General features: G+C 58.7%; 15 protein-coding genes and 2 tRNA genes. 1 reads left to right on the top strand and 16 read right to left on the bottom strand.

Features of this window, described 5'->3' with window-relative positions; translation table 11 throughout:
• Position 1: 1 nt before the first annotated feature.
• From nusA to rlmE, 10 genes are all read right to left on the bottom strand, one after another.
• Positions 2–1,483 (bottom strand): transcription termination factor NusA, encoded by a 1,482-nt coding sequence (nusA, locus tag J5M66_RS22465; protein WP_024011569.1) that lies wholly within the window; start codon positions 1,481–1,483, stop codon positions 2–4.
• Between the two features lie 47 nt (positions 1,484–1,530).
• Complete coding sequence (rimP, locus tag J5M66_RS22460; protein ID WP_125927170.1) at positions 1,531–1,989, bottom strand: ribosome maturation factor RimP; 459 nt, start codon at positions 1,987–1,989, stop codon at positions 1,531–1,533.
• Positions 1,990–2,128: 139 nt separating this feature from the next.
• A tRNA-Met gene (locus J5M66_RS22455) sits at positions 2,129–2,205 on the bottom strand.
• A gap of 97 nt (positions 2,206–2,302) precedes the next feature.
• Positions 2,303–2,388 (bottom strand) — tRNA-Leu (locus J5M66_RS22450).
• Between the two features lie 22 nt (positions 2,389–2,410).
• Positions 2,411–2,794: a preprotein translocase subunit SecG gene (secG, locus tag J5M66_RS22445; protein WP_016771756.1), complete on the bottom strand. Its 384-nt coding sequence runs from the start codon at positions 2,792–2,794 to the stop codon at positions 2,411–2,413.
• Positions 2,795–2,798: 4 nt separating this feature from the next.
• Positions 2,799–3,554: a triose-phosphate isomerase gene (gene tpiA / locus J5M66_RS22440; RefSeq protein WP_024011568.1), complete on the bottom strand. Its 756-nt coding sequence runs from the start codon at positions 3,552–3,554 to the stop codon at positions 2,799–2,801.
• A 65-nt stretch (positions 3,555–3,619) separates the two neighbouring features.
• On the bottom strand, positions 3,620–4,957 hold the full coding sequence (glmM, locus tag J5M66_RS22435) for a phosphoglucosamine mutase (RefSeq protein ID WP_110603491.1): 1,338 nt from the start codon (positions 4,955–4,957) through the stop codon (positions 3,620–3,622).
• Positions 4,958–4,973: 16 nt separating this feature from the next.
• A complete protein-coding gene (gene folP, locus J5M66_RS22430; RefSeq protein ID WP_110603492.1) occupies positions 4,974–5,825 on the bottom strand; it encodes a dihydropteroate synthase in 852 nt (283 codons plus the stop codon).
• An 8-nt stretch (positions 5,826–5,833) separates the two neighbouring features.
• Entirely contained in the window at positions 5,834–7,741 is a 1,908-nt protein-coding gene (gene ftsH / locus J5M66_RS22425) for an ATP-dependent zinc metalloprotease FtsH (RefSeq protein ID WP_016771759.1), read from the bottom strand.
• A gap of 202 nt (positions 7,742–7,943) precedes the next feature.
• Positions 7,944–8,573, bottom strand: coding sequence for a 23S rRNA (uridine(2552)-2'-O)-methyltransferase RlmE (gene rlmE / locus J5M66_RS22420; RefSeq protein ID WP_016771760.1), 630 nt, complete (start codon positions 8,571–8,573; stop codon positions 7,944–7,946).
• A gap of 101 nt (positions 8,574–8,674) precedes the next feature.
• Here rlmE and J5M66_RS22415 point away from each other — a divergent pair, with 101 nt between their 5' ends.
• A complete protein-coding gene (locus J5M66_RS22415) occupies positions 8,675–8,983 on the top strand; it encodes a YhbY family RNA-binding protein (protein WP_016771761.1) in 309 nt (102 codons plus the stop codon).
• 9 nt (positions 8,984–8,992) lie between these two features.
• On the opposite strand, the gene J5M66_RS22410 is transcribed toward J5M66_RS22415, so the two are convergent.
• From J5M66_RS22410 to dnaJ, 6 genes are all read right to left on the bottom strand, one after another.
• Positions 8,993–9,397 (bottom strand): MFS transporter, encoded by a 405-nt coding sequence (locus tag J5M66_RS22410; protein WP_110603494.1) that lies wholly within the window; start codon positions 9,395–9,397, stop codon positions 8,993–8,995.
• A gap of 28 nt (positions 9,398–9,425) precedes the next feature.
• On the bottom strand, positions 9,426–9,902 hold the full coding sequence (gene greA, locus J5M66_RS22405) for a transcription elongation factor GreA (protein ID WP_038861135.1): 477 nt from the start codon (positions 9,900–9,902) through the stop codon (positions 9,426–9,428).
• Between the two features lie 2 nt (positions 9,903–9,904).
• Positions 9,905–13,126 carry a carbamoyl-phosphate synthase large subunit gene (gene carB, locus J5M66_RS22400; protein WP_016771764.1) on the bottom strand — a complete coding sequence of 1,074 codons (3,222 nt, stop codon included), beginning with the start codon at positions 13,124–13,126 and terminating at the stop codon, positions 9,905–9,907.
• Between the two features lie 124 nt (positions 13,127–13,250).
• A complete protein-coding gene (gene carA, locus J5M66_RS22395) occupies positions 13,251–14,387 on the bottom strand; it encodes a glutamine-hydrolyzing carbamoyl-phosphate synthase small subunit (RefSeq protein ID WP_016771765.1) in 1,137 nt (378 codons plus the stop codon).
• Positions 14,388–14,645: 258 nt separating this feature from the next.
• Positions 14,646–15,449: a 4-hydroxy-tetrahydrodipicolinate reductase gene (dapB, locus tag J5M66_RS22390; RefSeq protein WP_016771766.1), complete on the bottom strand. Its 804-nt coding sequence runs from the start codon at positions 15,447–15,449 to the stop codon at positions 14,646–14,648.
• Between the two features lie 9 nt (positions 15,450–15,458).
• On the bottom strand, positions 15,459–16,583 hold the full coding sequence (dnaJ, locus tag J5M66_RS22385) for a molecular chaperone DnaJ (RefSeq protein ID WP_016771767.1): 1,125 nt from the start codon (positions 16,581–16,583) through the stop codon (positions 15,459–15,461).
• Positions 16,584–16,771: the final 188 nt, after the last annotated feature.

The following is a 16,771-nucleotide window of genomic DNA, read 5'->3' as shown; positions in this document are numbered from 1 at the left end:
ATTACTCGAACCAGTGGGCTCGGGCGGCCATGATCAACTTGCCGGCACGATCATCGTCAATGCCGTCGATGTCGAGCAGGTCGTCAATAGACTGCTCGGCCAGGTCTTCGCGGGTAATTACGCCGCGCACCGCCAGTTCCATCGCCAAATCCTTGTCCATACCCTCAAGCGAGAGCAGGTCTTCGGCCGGATGGGCGTCTGCCAGCTTTTCCTCAGTAGCGATGGCTTTGGTCAACAAGCGATCCTTGGCGCGAGCACGAAGCTCGTTGACGATGTCCTCGTCAAAGCCGTCGATGTTGAGCATCTCCTCCACCGGTACGTAGGCAATCTCTTCCAGGCTGGTGAAGCCTTCATCTACCAGCACCTGAGCCAGTTCTTCGTCGACTTCCAGCTCGTCGATGAAGTTGCGCAGGATGTCGCCGGTTTCTGCTTGCTGCTTAGCCTGGATGTCCGATTCGGTCATCACGTTCAGGGTCCAGCCAGTCAACTGGCTGGCCAGACGCACGTTCTGACCACCGCGACCGATGGCCTGAGCCAGATTGTCTGCGCCAACGGCGATGTCCATGGCATGGGCATCTTCGTCAACGATAATTGCCGCAACCTCGGCCGGGGACATGGCGTTGATGACGAACTGGGCCGGGTTGTCGTCCCACAGCACGATATCAACACGCTCACCGCCCAACTCACCCGATACCGCCTGGACGCGCGAACCGCGCATACCGATGCAGGCACCTTGTGGGTCGATGCGCTTGTCCTTGGAGCGGACGGCGATCTTGGCTCGCGAACCCGGATCACGGGAGGCGGCCATGACCTCGATGAGGCCTTCGGCGATTTCCGGCACTTCGATACGGAACAGCTCGATCAGCATTTCCGGCGCGGTACGCGACAGGATCAGCTGCGGGCCGCGGTTCTCGGTGCGGATTTCCTTGAGCAGCGCACGCAGACGCACGCCGACACGGAAGGTTTCGCGAGAAATGATGTCTTCACGGGCCAGCAATGCTTCAGCATTGTTGCCCAGATCGACGATCACGTTGTCGCGGGTGACTTTTTTCACGGTGCCGGAGATGATTTCTCCCAGGCGCTCGCGATAGGCGTCGACCACTTGAGCGCGCTCGGCTTCGCGAACTTTCTGCACGATGACCTGCTTGGCAGTCTGTGCAGCGATGCGGCCGAACTCGATGGATTCGATTTTCTCTTCGACGACGTCACCAACCTTGGCGCCAGGATGCGTTTCGGCAACCTTGCTTGGCCAGGTCTCGATGGCCGGATCGTCGAGATCATTCTCTTCGACGACCGTCCAGCGACGGAAGGTTTCGTAGGAACCGGTGTGGCGGTTGATTTCCACACGCAGGTCCACTTCGTCTTCAAAACGCTTTTTGGTAGCAGTGGCCAGAGCCAGCTCCAGCGCTTCAAAAATTACGCTTGCCGGTACACCCTTTTCATTGGATACCGACTCAACAACCAGCAGTACTTCTTTGCTCATCGTACGCCTCGCCTTTCGCAAGCCATTGGATCCGCGGGATCCGCGTCTCAGTCAAAACTGGGAATAATGTTGGCCTTGTCGATCATATCGATCGGCAACAGGAACTCGTGGTCTTCTACCTGCACCACGACGTCCTGCTCTTCTACACCGCGCAGAAGGCCCTGAAAATTGCGTCGACCTTCGAAAGGCGAGCGCAGCTTGATCTTCACTTGTTCACCGGCAAATTGGGCAAACTGCTCAAGAGTGAACAGCGGGCGCTCCATGCCAGGCGAGGAAACTTCAAGGGTGTATTCAACGGAGATAGGATCTTCAACATCCAGAACACCGCTGATCTGACGGCTGACAATGGCGCAATCGTCCACCAGCACGCCACCCTCTTTATCGATATAAACGCGCAACATCGAGTGACGACCCTGAGCCGAAAACTCGATACCCCAGCATTCATAGCCCAGGGCCACGACCACCGGGGCCAGCAAGGCCTGCAACTCTTCTAGCTTGCTCGACACCTGAACCCCCTAGTGCATGATATGTGCATGCTTTGCAAAATAAAAAAATGGGCATAACGCCCATCCTTGAAACGCCGTCGAACAGCGGCGTTGAAAGTATCCAGCTAACAAAAAGCCCCTTAAAAGGGGCTCCTTAAACTGGTTGCGGGGGCCGGATTTGAACCGACGACCTTCGGGTTATGAGCCCGACGAGCTACCAGACTGCTCCACCCCGCGACAAAGCTGGGGCGGAAGTATACGACCGATCCCTTTTAGGGTCAATGTAACCTTCCACCTGCAAGAAAGCCCGCAACAGCGGGCTCTCCTGACTAATTGGTACCGAGAAGGGGACTCGAACCCCTACACCCTATGGGCACAACCACCTCAAGGTTGCGTGTCTACCAATTCCACCACCTCGGCGATACTACGTTTGGAACTCTTCTTACTTCTGCTCTTGAGCTGGAGGCACGTCAGTCGCTGGAGTAGCCGACTTTTGCTCTTGAAGCACCGGGACATCATCAGAAGCCGGTTGTTGCTTAGGTACTTCCAACACTGCTGGATCTGGAAGACCTGCTTGAGTCAGCTGATGAGCTTTCTCTTTAGCAAAGTAACCTAACCCCAAGCTGGTTATGAAGAAACCGGCGGCAAGTATAGCAGTAAACTTACTAAGAAAGGTAGAGGAACCTTGGCTTCCGAACACAGTATTTGAAGCACCTGCTCCGAAAGACGCGCCAGCGTCCGCACCCTTACCCTGCTGCAGCAAAACCAGAGCAACTACGCCCAATGCACCCAGCAGATGAAAAACGACTACGACTGTTTCCAGCATTTTTTCAGTTTCCCGCGGCGCGACAGATCGCACCGAACTCATCTGCATTCAGGGAAGCTCCACCAATGAGCCCCCCATCGATATCCGGCATGCCGAACAGTTCGACCGCATTGGCCGCCTTCACGCTGCCGCCGTATAGAAGCCGCACACCTCGTGCGACTTCAGAATTCTCTGCCGCCAACTGCTCGCGAATGGCTTTATGCACATCCTGAGCCTGTTGCGGCGTTGCAGTCAGTCCGGTACCAATGGCCCAGACCGGCTCGTATGCAATCACTGCCTTGGCAAAGGCACCGACGCCCAGCTCCTCGATGATGCTGCCCAGCTGACGCCCGACAACTTCAAGAGTTTTTCCGGATTCGCGCTGCTCGAGGGTTTCCCCTACACACAACACCGGAATCAAGCCACATGCCTGTGCCGCTGCGAACTTGCGATTCAGCATCCCGTCTCGCTCGCCCATAATCTGACGGCGTTCGGAGTGCCCGACAAGCACCAGGGAACAACCTGCATCCACCAGTTGGCTGGGAGCAATCTCACCAGTCAACGCACCTTGCATGGCTTCCACCGCAGAATTCTGCGCGCCGACCGAAATCGACTTGCCTTTCAAGCCATCAATCACTTGATTGATGTACAAGCAAGGCGGGAACACCGCGACATCAACACCGCTTGGCAAGGCCAGATGACGAAGGCCGTTGATCAGCTCAGCGACGCTGGCGCGGGTACCGTGCATCTTCCAGTTACCAGCTACCATAGGGCGACGCATGCTGTACCTCGTCGGTCAAAGTGGGCGCAGATGTTACCCAACACAATCATGGCTTGCAAGCCGTATCAGGCAGAAACTTCGGTTACCAGTTTTGCCAGCTCTTCGGCATAGCCGCGAACCTGGTTTTCGTCCTCGCCTTCGACCATTACGCGCACCAGAGGCTCTGTGCCGGACTTGCGCAGAAGCACGCGACCGCGCCCCGCCATCGCCTGAGTGACACGGGCACTGGCTTCCTTGACAGCCGGATGCTCCAGCGGGCTTTCACCGCCGCCAAAGCGAACGTTGATCAGCACCTGAGGGCACTTGCGCAAAGCCTGCCGCGTTTGCGCCAGACCTTCGTTGCGAGATTTCAGAGCCATCAACACCTGCAGAGCCGCGATGATCGCATCGCCCGTGGTGGTGTGGTTGAAGCAGACCACATGCCCGGAGTTTTCCCCGCCTACGAGCCAGTTGCGCTCTTGCAGTTCGGCAATCACGTAGCGGTCACCGACATTGGCGCGAACGAACGGGATCGACAGATCCGCCAGTGCCAGCTCGAGACCAAGATTGCTCATCAATGTACCGACGACGCCACCCTGCAACTTGCCACGCTCATGCAGATCGCGGGCAATGATGAACAGCAGGTCATCACCATCGACGATGGCGCCGGTGTGATCGACCATCAATACCCGATCACCATCACCATCGAAGGCGATACCCAGGTCCGCATGCTCGGCCAGAACGGCGGCCTGCAACGGCCCCATATGCGTGGAACCGCAGTTATCGTTGATGTTCAGCCCGTTCGGCTGAGCGGAAAGCACGACGACTTCGGCACCCAATTCACGGAAGACGCTCGGCGCTACCTTATAGGTTGCACCATGCGCGCAGTCGATAACGATCTTCAGACCGGCGAAATTGGTCCCGGTAGGCACGCTGCTCTTGCAGAACTCGATGTAGCGGCCCGATGCATCATTGATTCGCGACACCTTACCGATCTTGCTCGACTCGACGACGGTCATTGGCGTATCCAGCAACTCTTCGATCATCAGCTCCAATTCATCGGGCAGCTTGGTACCTTTGCCGGAGAAGAACTTGATGCCGTTGTCATCATGCGGGTTGTGCGAAGCACTGATCACGATGCCGGCTTCAGCCTGGAACGTACGCGACAGATAAGCGATGGCAGGCGTCGGCATCGGGCCGAGCAGCATCACATCGGCACCCGCCGAGGTCAGGCCCGCTTCGAGTGCCGATTCAAACATATAACCGGAGATCCGCGTGTCCTTGCCGACAAGCACCTTGCAAGCACCCATCTTGCGGAAAGCCATGCCGGCCGCCCAGCCGAGCTTGAGCATGAAGTCAGGCGTGATCGGGTATTCACCAACGCGACCGCGAATGCCGTCGGTACCAAAATATTTCTTGCTCATAAGTGCTCCATCATTCTTATTCGGCTGATTCTACGGCCGCGATCATTCGCACAACATCGACGGTTTCCGCCACATCGTGGACCCGCAATATACGTGCGCCTTTAACTGACGCCAGCGCCGCCAGTGCCAGTCCGCCATGCAGACGCTCGCCCACGGGACGATTCAAAGCGTGGCCAATCATACTCTTGCGCGAAACACCTACCAGCAGTGGTCGACCCAGTGCATGCAGGGCCTCCATGTGTTTGAACAAGCTTAGATTGTGCTGCAGGGTTTTGGCGAAGCCGAAGCCGGGATCAAGAATGATTCGCTCAGCGGGAATGCCCGCCTGAGCACACTGATCCATGCGTTCGACGAGAAACTCACCGACCTCGCGGGTGACATCCTGATACTGCGGATTATCCTGCATATCACCCGGCTCGCCGAGCATGTGCATGAGACAGACCGGCAACCCTGTCGCCGCCGCCGCATCCAGCGCACCATCGCGACGCAACGAACGCACATCATTGATCAGGCCGGCACCGAGCCGTGCGGTTTCGCGCATGACTGCCGGGGTGGAAGTATCGACCGAGATGATGACATCCAGCTCGCGATTGATCAGCTCGACAATCGGCGCGACGCGCTCAAGCTCCTCCAGAGGAGAAACCGCTCGCGCGCCTGGCCGGGTCGATTCGCCGCCGACATCAATCAGCGTCGCGCCAGCCAGCACCATGGCTTCGGCATGGCGCAGCGCCGCATCGAGCTGGCTGTAGCGGCCGCCGTCGGAAAAGGAATCAGGAGTGACATTGAGAATGCCCATGACATGCGTCTGGGCCAAATCAAGAACCCGGTTGCCGCAAGGCAACCGGGTCAGGGACTGTACAGAAGTCATTTCAAGCCTTAAACGTCAGCAGCCGGACCGCCAATTGGTTTTTCCGGACGCTCGTCCTGCACGACAGGCGGCGGAGGCGTACCGGTGCCACCCGACCAGTCGCGAGGTTCGCGAGGTGTGCGACCGGCCATGATGTCGTCAATCTGCTCGGCATCGATGGTTTCGTACTTCATCAGCGCATCAGCCATGGCATCGAGCTTGTCACGGTTATCCGTGAGGATCTGCTTGGCGGTGCCGTAGCACTGATCAATGATGCTGCGTACTTCGGAGTCGATCAGCTTGGCGGTCTCACCGGAGAAGCTGGCAGCCTGACCACCACCACCGCGACCGAGGAACACTTCGCCCTCTTCTTCGGCATACATCAGCGGACCGAGTTTTTCCGACAGGCCCCATTTCGTCACCATGTTCCGGGCAATCTGACTTGCACGCATGATGTCGTTGGACGCACCGGTGGTTACACCGTCAAAGCCCAGGGTCATTTCTTCTGCGATACGGCCACCGTACAACGAGCAGATCTGGCTGATCAGCGCACGTTTGGACAGGCTGTAACGATCTTCTTCCGGCAGGAACATGGTCACACCCAGCGCACGACCACGCGGAATGATCGACACCTTGTAGACCGGATCATGCTCAGGCACGACGCGACCAACGATGGCGTGGCCGGCTTCGTGGTAAGCAGTGTTCTGCTTTTCTTTCTCGGACATGACCATGGATTTGCGCTCGGCGCCCATCATGATCTTGTCTTTCGCCAGCTCGAACTCTTTCATCTCGACGATGCGTTTGCCGCTACGAGCAGCGAACAACGACGCTTCGTTGACCAGGTTGGCCAGGTCAGCACCGGAGAAGCCAGGAGTACCACGTGCGATCACTGCCGGAGCAACGTCGTCGCCCATTGGCACTTTGCGCATGTGCACTTTCAGAATCTGCTCGCGACCACGAATATCCGGCAAGCCGACGACCACCTGACGGTCGAAACGGCCCGGACGCAGCAGCGCAGGGTCGAGTACGTCCGGACGGTTGGTCGCAGCAATTACGATGATGCCGTCATTCATTTCGAAGCCGTCCATCTCCACCAGCAACTGGTTGAGAGTCTGCTCACGTTCGTCGTGACCGCCACCCATGCCGGCGCCACGATGGCGACCCACGGCATCGATTTCATCGATGAAGATGATGCAAGGGGCGTGCTTCTTGGCCTGCTCGAACATGTCGCGGACGCGGCTGGCGCCGACACCGACGAACATTTCGACAAAGTCGGAACCGGAAATGGTGAAGAACGGCACTTTCGCTTCGCCGGCAATCGCCTTGGCCAGCAAGGTTTTACCGGTACCCGGCGGGCCGACCATCAGCACGCCGCGCGGGATACGCCCGCCCAGACGCTGGAATTTGCCCGGATCACGCAAGAACTCGACCAGCTCGCCGACTTCTTCCTTGGCTTCGTCGCAACCGGCAACGTCAGCCAAAGTGGTTTTCACCTGATCTTCGGAGAGCAGGCGTGCCTTGCTCTTGCCGAAGCTCATCGGCCCGCCCTTGCCACCGGCGCCGCCCTGCATCTGGCGCATGAAGAACATGAACACCGCGATGATCACCAGGATCGGGAAGCTGGCCACCAGGAGCTGAGTCCAGATGCTTTGCTGTTCAGGCTGCTTGCCTTCAACCACAACATGATTGTCGACCAGATCGCCGATCAGGCCATTGTCCTGAATTGCCGGACGAATGGTCTTGAAGCTGTCGCCATCGGTGCGCTTGCCGGTAATCACATAGCCGTCAACGGCTACGCGCTCGACCTTGCCATCCTTGACCTGCTGGATGAAGTCGGAATAGTTGAGGGTCTGCGGCTCGTTAGGGCTGGAGAAGTTGTTCATCACCGTCACCAGGACTGCCGCGATGATCAACCACAGGATCAGATTCTTTGCCATATCGTTCAATTAACTACCCTCTGAAGCAAGCTCCGCTACTGGCGCGCGCTTCGCATGATATTCACCGGCCTAACTTACTACATTACCTACAACTCTGGCAGGCGCCGTCTGTAACCCTTTGTGAAACACTTTCTACACAATATTCGCTTATGCCCGCAGAGCGAAATATGAAAAACCTATCGCCCTGCCGAAAAACCTTGTTTTACGCATCACCGCCGCGATAACCCCAGGCCAGCATGTACTGCTCACGGGAGCTGCCACGGGAAGAGTCTGGCTTGATCATCTGGATCTTGTCGAATTTCTTCCGAGCATCCTTCAGATAAACGTCAAACCCTTCGCCCTGAAAAATCTTGATGACGAAATTGCCACCCGGCTTGAGGATCCGTTCCGCCAGGTCCAGCGCCAGCTCACAGAGGAACATGGCCTTGGGCATATCCACTTCGGGTGTACCACTCATATTGGGGGCCATATCGGAAATCACAAGGTCCACCTGCGAATTACCCACGGCCTCCAGGATTTCAGCGAGCACCGAGTCCTCCGTGAAGTCGCCCTGGATAAAATGCACGTCCGGAATGCTGTCCATTTCCAGGATGTCCGAAGCGATCAGACGACCCTGACCGCCGATCAACCGACTGGTCACCTGGGACCAGCCACCCGGCGCGGCGCCGAGGTCGACCACGCTCATGCCGGGACGGATCAGTTTGTACTTTTCCTGGATCTCCAGAAGCTTGTAACTTGCACGCGAGCGGTAGCCATCCTTCTGCGCCTGCTTCACATAAGGATCGTTGACATGTCTTTTCAGCCAACCAAGGCTTGTCTTGGAACGCGCCATTGGGCACCTCGATGATTAGGGTCGTGATTAGTTGGGCGGATCCACGAACCCTCGGGTAAAATGGCCGCCATTTTACAGAATCCAGACGAAAGGGTCAGATTATGCCGCTCACTCCAGAGCAGAAGAAACAGTACAAATCCATCGGCCACCACCTCAAACCAGTGTTGACGGTAGCGGACAACGGTTTGACTGAAGGTGTTTTAGCCGAACTTGAACGCGCCCTGGCGGATCACGAGCTGATCAAGATCAAGCTCAACATCCTCGATCGCGAGTCGCGCCTGGCGCACATCGCCGAACTGTGCAAGGTCGGCAAAGCGGACCTGGTTCAGGTCATCGGCAAGATGGCTCTGGTCTACCGCAAGAACTTCAGCGCCAACAAGCAGCTGTCGAACGTTCATCGCTTCAAGTGATGCGCAGGGTCAAGGGTGTGCTTCGCGCACCCTGCCACTCCATCCTGGCACCGGCTGCATGACCAGCACCAGCCCGGAAAATCCCAGCACCAGATAACTGAATACCTGCCAGCGCTGCGCATCCGGCCAGCCGACACGCACAGCGACATACATCGCGCACGCGTACAACGCCATCAACAGCACCTGCCCGCGAAAATCCCGCCATAGACTGCCAAGGCCCTCGGCCTGTACCAGCACCAAAGCCTGAAAGATCACGCACAAAGCAGCGAATCCGACTACCAGCACTTCGAATGCACTGGCCACTTCGTCGATCAACAGCGGCGCCAGGCCGATCCGGCCCAACGCCGGCTGCAAACCGATATGAATCAACCATAGGCCACCGACCCAAAGCATCTGGGTCAGTTGCCAAAGCATGGCGCCCGCATGCAGCGGGCGCCTTCTTTCAGATGTGACGAACTTCGACAATCTCGTACTCGATCACGCCGCTTGGCGTTTTGACGGCGACCACGTCACCCTCTTCCTTGCCAATCAAGGCGCGGGCCAGCGGCGAACCGACGGAGATCTTGCCGAGTTTGAAGTCAGCCTCATCCTCACCCACGATGTGGTAAGTGACGCTTTCATCAGTCTCGACGTTGGCGATCTCGACGGTGGTACCGAAAATCACTTTGCCGGTGTGAGGAATGGTCGTGACATCGATGATGACCTGGTTCTGAATCCGGCCTTCGATGTCACGAATACGCGCTTCGACCATGCCTTGCTGTTCGCGGGCAGCATGGTATTCAGCGTTTTCCTTCAAGTCACCCAACTCGCGGGCCGTACCGATGTCCTGGCTGAGCTTCGGACGGACGACCTTGGTCAGGTGAGCATGCTCCTCTTCCAGGGCGCGAGCGCCCTGAACAGTCATTGGGTACTTGGTTATGCTCATGCCTTCAATCCTGCGTGTAGATCCTGCAAGCGGCGCACGGTCTTTTCCGGACCGAACTTCAGCGCTTCGCAGATCGCTTCGCCCGCAGCGATAGTGGTGGTGCAGTAAATCTTGTGCTGCAGGGCATTGCGACGAATGGAGTACGAATCGGCGATCGACTGACGACCTTCGGTGGTGTTGATGATCAGCGTGACTTCGTCATTCTTGATCATGTCGACCACGTGTGGACGACCCTCGGTCACCTTGTTCACGCGGCGCACTTTAAGGCCTGCGGCTTCGATCAGCTTGGCAGTGCCGGCAGTGGCGACCACTTCGAAGCCCAAGTTGATCAGATCACGGGCCACGCCTGCAACCAGTGGCTTGTCGTCATCGCGCACGCTGATGAAAGCGGTACCGCCGGTCGGCAGCACTTCACTGGCGCCCATCTGCGCCTTGGCGAATGCTTCACCGAAGGTGTCGCCGACGCCCATTACTTCACCGGTCGACTTCATCTCTGGGCCGAGGATCGGGTCAACGCCAGGGAACTTGGCGAACGGGAACACCGCTTCTTTAACGCTGTAGAAGTTCGGGATGATTTCTTTGGTGAAGCCGATTTCCTTCAAGGTCTTACCGGCCATCACGCGCGCGGCGATCATGGCCAGGGAAACACCGATGCACTTGGAAACGAACGGCACGGTACGCGAGGCGCGCGGGTTGACTTCGATGACGTAGATATCTTCGCCCTGCAAGGCCAACTGAACGTTCATCAGGCCGACAACGCCCAGTTCCAGAGCCATTTTCTTGACCTGTTCGCGCATCTCGTCCTGGATGTGCGCCGGCAGCGAGTACGGCGGCAGCGAGCACGCGGAGTCACCGGAGTGAACGCCCGCCTGTTCGATGTGCTGCATGATCGCGCCGATCACTACATCTTTGCCGTCGCAGACCGCATCCACGTCCATTTCGATGGCGCAGTTGAGGAAGTGGTCGAGCAGCACCGGGCTGTCGTTGGACACTTGCACCGCGTCACGCAGATAGCGCTTGAGTTCGTCTTCTTTGTATACGATTTCCATCGCACGGCCGCCCAACACGTAGGACGGGCGCACCACCAGCGGATAACCGATCTTCGCCGCAGCGCGAACAGCTTCATCTTCGCTGCGCACGGTGGCGTTTGGCGGCTGACGCAGGTTCAGGCGCTCGACCATTTGCTGGAAGCGCTCGCGGTCTTCGGCGCGGTCGATCGCGTCAGGGCTAGTGCCGATGATCGGCACGCCAGCAGCTTCCAGAGCACGAGCCAGTTTCAGCGGAGTCTGGCCGCCGTACTGGACGATCACGCCTTTCGGCTTCTCGACGCGGCAGATTTCCAGTACGTCTTCCAGGGTTACCGGCTCGAAGTACAGACGGTCGGAAGTGTCGTAGTCGGTGGAAACGGTTTCCGGGTTGCAGTTGACCATGATGGTTTCGTAGCCGTCTTCGCGCAGGGCGAGAGCAGCGTGAACGCAGCAGTAGTCGAACTCGATGCCTTGGCCGATACGGTTCGGACCGCCGCCCAGAATCATGATCTTGTCGCGACCCGACGGCGCTGCCTCGCACTCTTCCTCGTAGGTCGAGTACAGGTAAGCAGTGTCGGTGGCGAATTCGGCGGCGCAGGTGTCAACGCGCTTGTAGACCGGGAACACTTCCAGCTTCTGACGGTGCGTACGCAGGTTTTTCTCGGTGACGCCCAGCAGCTTGGCCAGACGCTGATCGGAGAAGCCTTTGCGCTTGAGCTTGAACATCAAGTCGCGGTCGATCGAGGACAGACCGAGGGTCTTGACCTTCTCTTCGTCCTTGATCAGGTCTTCGATCTGCACCAGGAACCACGGGTCGATCATGTTCATGCCGAAGATGTCTTCGACCGACAGGCCGGCGCGGAAGGCGTCAGCCACGTACCAGATGCGCTCGGCGCCCGGCACGGTCAGTTCGCGCTTGAGCACGCTCATGCTGTCCGGGTTGCTCAGATCGAGCTTCTCGTCCAGACCGCAAACGCCGACTTCCAGACCGCGCAGAGCTTTCTGCAGGGATTCCTGGAAGGTCCGGCCGATGGCCATGACTTCACCGACCGACTTCATTTGCGTGGTCAGGCGCGCATCAGCCTTGGCGAATTTCTCGAAGGCGAAGCGTGGCAGCTTGGTGACGACGTAGTCGATCGACGGCTCGAAGGACGCCGGGGTCTTGCCGCCGGTGATGTCGTTCGACAGCTCATCAAGGGTGTAACCCACAGCCAGCTTGGCCGCGACCTTGGCGATCGGGAAACCGGTGGCTTTCGAAGCCAGTGCCGAGGAACGCGATACACGCGGGTTCATTTCGATCACGACCATGCGGCCAGTGTTCGGGCAGATACCGAACTGCACGTTCGAACCGCCGGTCTCGACGCCGATCTCGCGCAGTACCGCCAGCGAGGCGTTACGCAGGATCTGGTATTCCTTGTCGGTCAGGGTTTGCGCAGGAGCTACGGTGATCGAGTCACCGGTGTGCACGCCCATCGGGTCGAAGTTTTCGATCGAGCAGACGATGATGCAGTTGTCCTTTTTGTCGCGGACAACTTCCATTTCATATTCTTTCCAGCCGATCAGCGATTCGTCGATCAGCAGCTCTTTGGTCGGCGACAGGTCCAGACCACGGGCGCAGATTTCTTCGAACTCTTCACGGTTGTAAGCGATACCGCCACCGGTGCCGCCCATGGTGAAGGACGGACGGATGATGCACGGGAAACCGAGGGTTTCGAGGACCGCGTTGGCCTCTTCCATGCTGTGGGCGATGCCGGAACGCGGGCACGCCAGGCCGATGGATTTCATCGCCTTGTCGAAACGCGAACGGTCTTCAGCCTTGTCGATGGTATCGGCATTGGCACCGATCATCTCAACGCCGAACTTCTCGAGAACGCCTTCGCGCTCCAGATCCAGTGCGCAGTTCAGAGCGGTCTGGCCACCCATGGTCGGCAGTACGGCGTCCGGACGCTCTTTTTCGATGATCTTGGCCACGGTCTGCCACTTGATCGGCTCGATATAGGTGGCGTCGGCCATGTCCGGGTCGGTCATGATGGTGGCCGGGTTGGAGTTCACCAGGATGACGCGGTAACCCTCTTCGCGCAGGGCTTTGCAGGCCTGGGCGCCGGAATAGTCGAATTCGCAGGCCTGGCCGATCACGATCGGGCCAGCGCCGAGAATCAGGATGCTTTTAATGTCTGTACGTTTTGGCATGGTTTGTCACTCAAATCCGCAGGTCAGTCGGCAAGCCGTCTTGATCGATTTCTGAAGTCCCGAGGGGGCCGCCGGAACCGGGGCCGCCCTCGAGGGCTTCTCTCTACAGTCTCAAGGCGAACGCTTAGCGTCGCTTGGCCATCTCGTTGATGAAGCGGTCGAACAGTGGCGCGACATCGTTCGGGCCGGGGCTCGCTTCAGGGTGACCCTGGAAGCTGAACGCGCTCTTGTCGGTGCGCTCGATGCCTTGCAGGGTGCCGTCGAACAGCGATTTGTGGATCGCGCGCACGTTGGCTGGCAGGGTGGCTTCGTCTACCGCAAAACCGTGGTTCTGACTGGTAATCATCACCACGCCTGTGTCCAGATCCTGCACCGGGTGGTTGGCACCGTGGTGGCCGTGGCCCATTTTCAGGGTCTTGGCGCCGGAGGCCAGAGCCAGCAGTTGGTGGCCGAGGCAGATGCCGAATACCGGCGTCTCGGTTTCCAGGACTTCCTTGATTGCCTGGATCGCGTAGTCGCATGGCTCCGGGTCACCAGGACCGTTGGACAGGAACACGCCGTCCGGCTTCAGCGCCAGCACATCGGCGGCTGGAGTCTGCGCAGGCACTACGGTGACGCGGCAGCCGCGCTCGACCAGCATGCGCAGGATGTTGACCTTGACGCCGTAGTCGTAAGCGACCACGTGATATGGCAGCTCGGAAGCCTCGATGGTCGCGTGGCTGTCGGTTTTCAGATCCCAGACAGTCGAACGCCATTCGTATTGGGTCTTGGTGCTGACGACTTTCGCCAGGTCCATGCCCTTCAGGCCCGGGAAGCCTTGCGCAGCGGCGATGGCCGCTTCTTCGGAGATGTTGTCGCCGGCCATGATGCAGCCGTTCTGAGCGCCTTTTTCACGCAGGATGCGGGTCAGGCGACGGGTGTCGATACCGGCGATTGCCACAACATTGTTGGCTTTCAGGTAATCGGACAGGGACATCGTGTTACGCCAGTTGCTCGCTACCAGCGGCAGGTCACGGATGACCAGGCCAGCGGACCAGACGCGGTCGGACTCGGCGTCTTCCGGCGTGGTGCCGGTGTTGCCGATGTGCGGATAAGTCAGGGTAACGATCTGTTGGGCGTAGGAAGGATCGGTAAGGATTTCCTGATAGCCGGTCATTGCGGTGTTGAACACCACCTCACCAACGGTCTGACCGTCGGCTCCAATGGCTTCGCCGCGAAAAATGCTGCCATCAGCAAGGGCGAGTATGGCTGGCTTAGTCAAGAAGACCTCCCGTAAATAACGCATGAAAGGGCAATCGCAGGTTGTAAAAAAGCGGAGTGACGTATGGACACGTCACCCCGCTTCTTCACTGAAATTATTCTGCGCGCTTTTAGTGGACACACTAAAGCTGTAGCTTACAGAAAAGGGCGTTTTTGGTCCACCGCTAAAGAGCCTTAAAGGCCGGAGAATGCGACAGGTCGTCGCCAAGCGGTAAAAACCGGCGCAAAACGGGACGTTTGCGCCGGGTTCAGCAACGACTCAACGCAGGTCGAGTACGTCTTGCATGTCGTACAGGCCCGGCTCGCGACCGTCCAGCCACAGCGCCGCACGCACCGCGCCCTTGGCGAAGGTCATGCGGCTCGATGCCTTGTGGGTGATCTCGACGCGCTCGCCATCGGCAGCGAACAGCACGGTGTGATCACCAACGATGTCGCCAGCACGCACGGTGGCGAAACCAATGGTTTCACGCTCACGCGCACCGGTCTGGCCTTCACGACCGTAGACCGCGACCTTCTTCAGATCACGCCCCAGGGCATCGGCAATCACTTCACCCATGCGCACCGCTGTACCGGACGGAGCATCGACCTTGTGCCGGTGATGGGCTTCCATGATCTCGATATCGACATCGTCGCCCAGCACGCGCGCAGCGGTGTCGAGCAATTTCAGGCAGAGGTTGACGCCAACGCTGAAGTTGGCGGCGAAGACGATCGGAATGTCCTTACCCGCCTCGGCCAGCAATTGCTTCTCTTCAACACTGAAACCCGTGGTGCCGATGATCATCGCTTTGCCGTGTTTGCGGCAGAACGCGAGATTTTTCAGGGTCACGGTCGGGTGAGTGAAGTCGATCAACACATCGAACTCTTCAACCACACGATCCAGATCACCGGACAGCGGCACGCCGATACGGCCCAGCGCTGCCAGCTCACCGGCATCCGCGCCAACCAGCGTGCTGTCGGGACGATCGACCGCCGCCGTCAGACCGGCGCCCGGCGTCTGCTGCACCGCTTCAATCAGGGTCTTGCCCATGCGCCCGGCGGCGCCCATCACTGCAATACGTCGCATGCCGACTCCTTACAAATCGCCGAAGAAACGCTTCACACCGTCGAACCAACCGGTGGTTTTCGGCGAGTGGCTGTTGTCGTCGGCCAGGGAACTGCGGAATTCTTCCAGCAGTTCACGCTGACGACGGTTGAGGTTGACCGGCGTTTCCACAGCGACACGGCACATCAGGTCGCCGGCACCGCCGCCACGCACTGGCGCAACGCCTTTGCCGCGTACGCGAAACTGCTTGCCGGTCTGCGTGCCTTCGGGGATTTTCAGCTTGACGCGACCGTCGAGGGTCGGAATTTCCAGCTCGCCGCCCAGTGCAGCGTCGACGAAGCTGATCGGCACTTCGCAGAACAGATGCTTGCCGTCACGCTGGAAGATGTCGTGTTCGCGCACATTGATCACAACGTACAGGTCGCCAGTCGGCCCGCCCTGAGTACCCGCCTCGCCTTCGCCGGACAGACGAATGCGGTCGCCAGTATCAACACCGGCAGGCACTTTGACCGACAGGGTTTTGTACTCTTCGACACGACCGTCGCCGTGGCAGGAGTCGCACGGATCGGAAATGATCTTGCCCTGGCCATGGCAGCGCGGGCAGGTCTGCTGCACCGAGAAGAAGCCCTGCTGCATGCGCACCTGACCGATGCCGCCGCAGGTCGGGCACGTCGTCGGCGACGAGCCTTTCTTGGCGCCGGAACCATCGCACGGTTTGCAGTTGACCAGTGTCGGAACGCGGATATTCACCGACGTACCGCGCACCGCTTCTTCCAGATTCAGCTCCAGGGTGTAGCGCAGATCGCTGCCACGCTGAGCGCCGCCACGGGCACCGCCGCGACCGCCACCGAAGAAATCACTGAAGACATCGCCGAAGATGTCCGAAAAGTTCTGGCCACCGAAACCGGCACCGCCGCCGCCCATGCTCGGATCGACGCCAGCATGACCGTACTGGTCGTATGCCGCGCGTTTGCTGGCGTCGGACAACACTTCATAGGCCTCGTTGGCCTCTTTGAATGCTTCTTCCGAAGCTTTGTCGCCGGGATTACGGTCGGGGTGGTGCTTCATGGCCAGACGGCGATAGGCCTTCTTCAGGTCCGCTTCGCTCGTGCCCCGCTCGACACCCAATACTTCGTAATAGTCACGCTTTGCCATAAGTTCTTTGCACTCTTAAGGACGTTCGGCAAACCCCTCCTGAGCCTCGCCAAACTCGTTGAGCCCCCATTAAGGCCCGGACCCAACTCACGTCAATTCAACGATCCTGGTCTTGATTGATGCGGTATCTGCGGCGCGAAAAGCAGGAGCATTCCCGGCCATACCGCTAGCATCCGAACGGTGTCGCA

Source organism: Pseudomonas sp. 67(2021) (genome assembly GCF_017491835.1).
GTDB lineage: Bacteria > Pseudomonadota > Gammaproteobacteria > Pseudomonadales > Pseudomonadaceae > Aquipseudomonas > Aquipseudomonas atacamensis.
Note: the sequence above shows the minus strand (reverse complement) of the source record. Positions and strands in the feature narration are given on the sequence as shown.

Coding starts and splice junctions, on each gene's coding strand:
- nusA (WP_024011569.1), bottom strand. CDS start 1,483: ATGAGCAAAGAAGTACTGCTGGTTGTTGAGTCGGTATCCAATGAAAAG.
- secG (WP_016771756.1), bottom strand. CDS start 2,794: ATGCTGGAAACAGTCGTAGTCGTTTTTCATCTGCTGGGTGCATTGGGC.
- tpiA (WP_024011568.1), bottom strand. CDS start 3,554: ATGCGTCGCCCTATGGTAGCTGGTAACTGGAAGATGCACGGTACCCGC.
- glmM (WP_110603491.1), bottom strand. CDS start 4,957: ATGAGCAAGAAATATTTTGGTACCGACGGCATTCGCGGTCGCGTTGGT.
- folP (WP_110603492.1), bottom strand. CDS start 5,825: ATGACTTCTGTACAGTCCCTGACCCGGTTGCCTTGCGGCAACCGGGTT.
- ftsH (WP_016771759.1), bottom strand. CDS start 7,741: ATGGCAAAGAATCTGATCCTGTGGTTGATCATCGCGGCAGTCCTGGTG.
- rlmE (WP_016771760.1), bottom strand. CDS start 8,573: ATGGCGCGTTCCAAGACAAGCCTTGGTTGGCTGAAAAGACATGTCAAC.
- J5M66_RS22415 (WP_016771761.1), top strand. CDS start 8,675: ATGCCGCTCACTCCAGAGCAGAAGAAACAGTACAAATCCATCGGCCAC.
- J5M66_RS22410 (WP_110603494.1), bottom strand. CDS start 9,397: ATGCTTTGGCAACTGACCCAGATGCTTTGGGTCGGTGGCCTATGGTTG.
- carB (WP_016771764.1), bottom strand. CDS start 13,126: ATGCCAAAACGTACAGACATTAAAAGCATCCTGATTCTCGGCGCTGGC.
- dapB (WP_016771766.1), bottom strand. CDS start 15,449: ATGCGACGTATTGCAGTGATGGGCGCCGCCGGGCGCATGGGCAAGACC.
- dnaJ (WP_016771767.1), bottom strand. CDS start 16,583: ATGGCAAAGCGTGACTATTACGAAGTATTGGGTGTCGAGCGGGGCACG.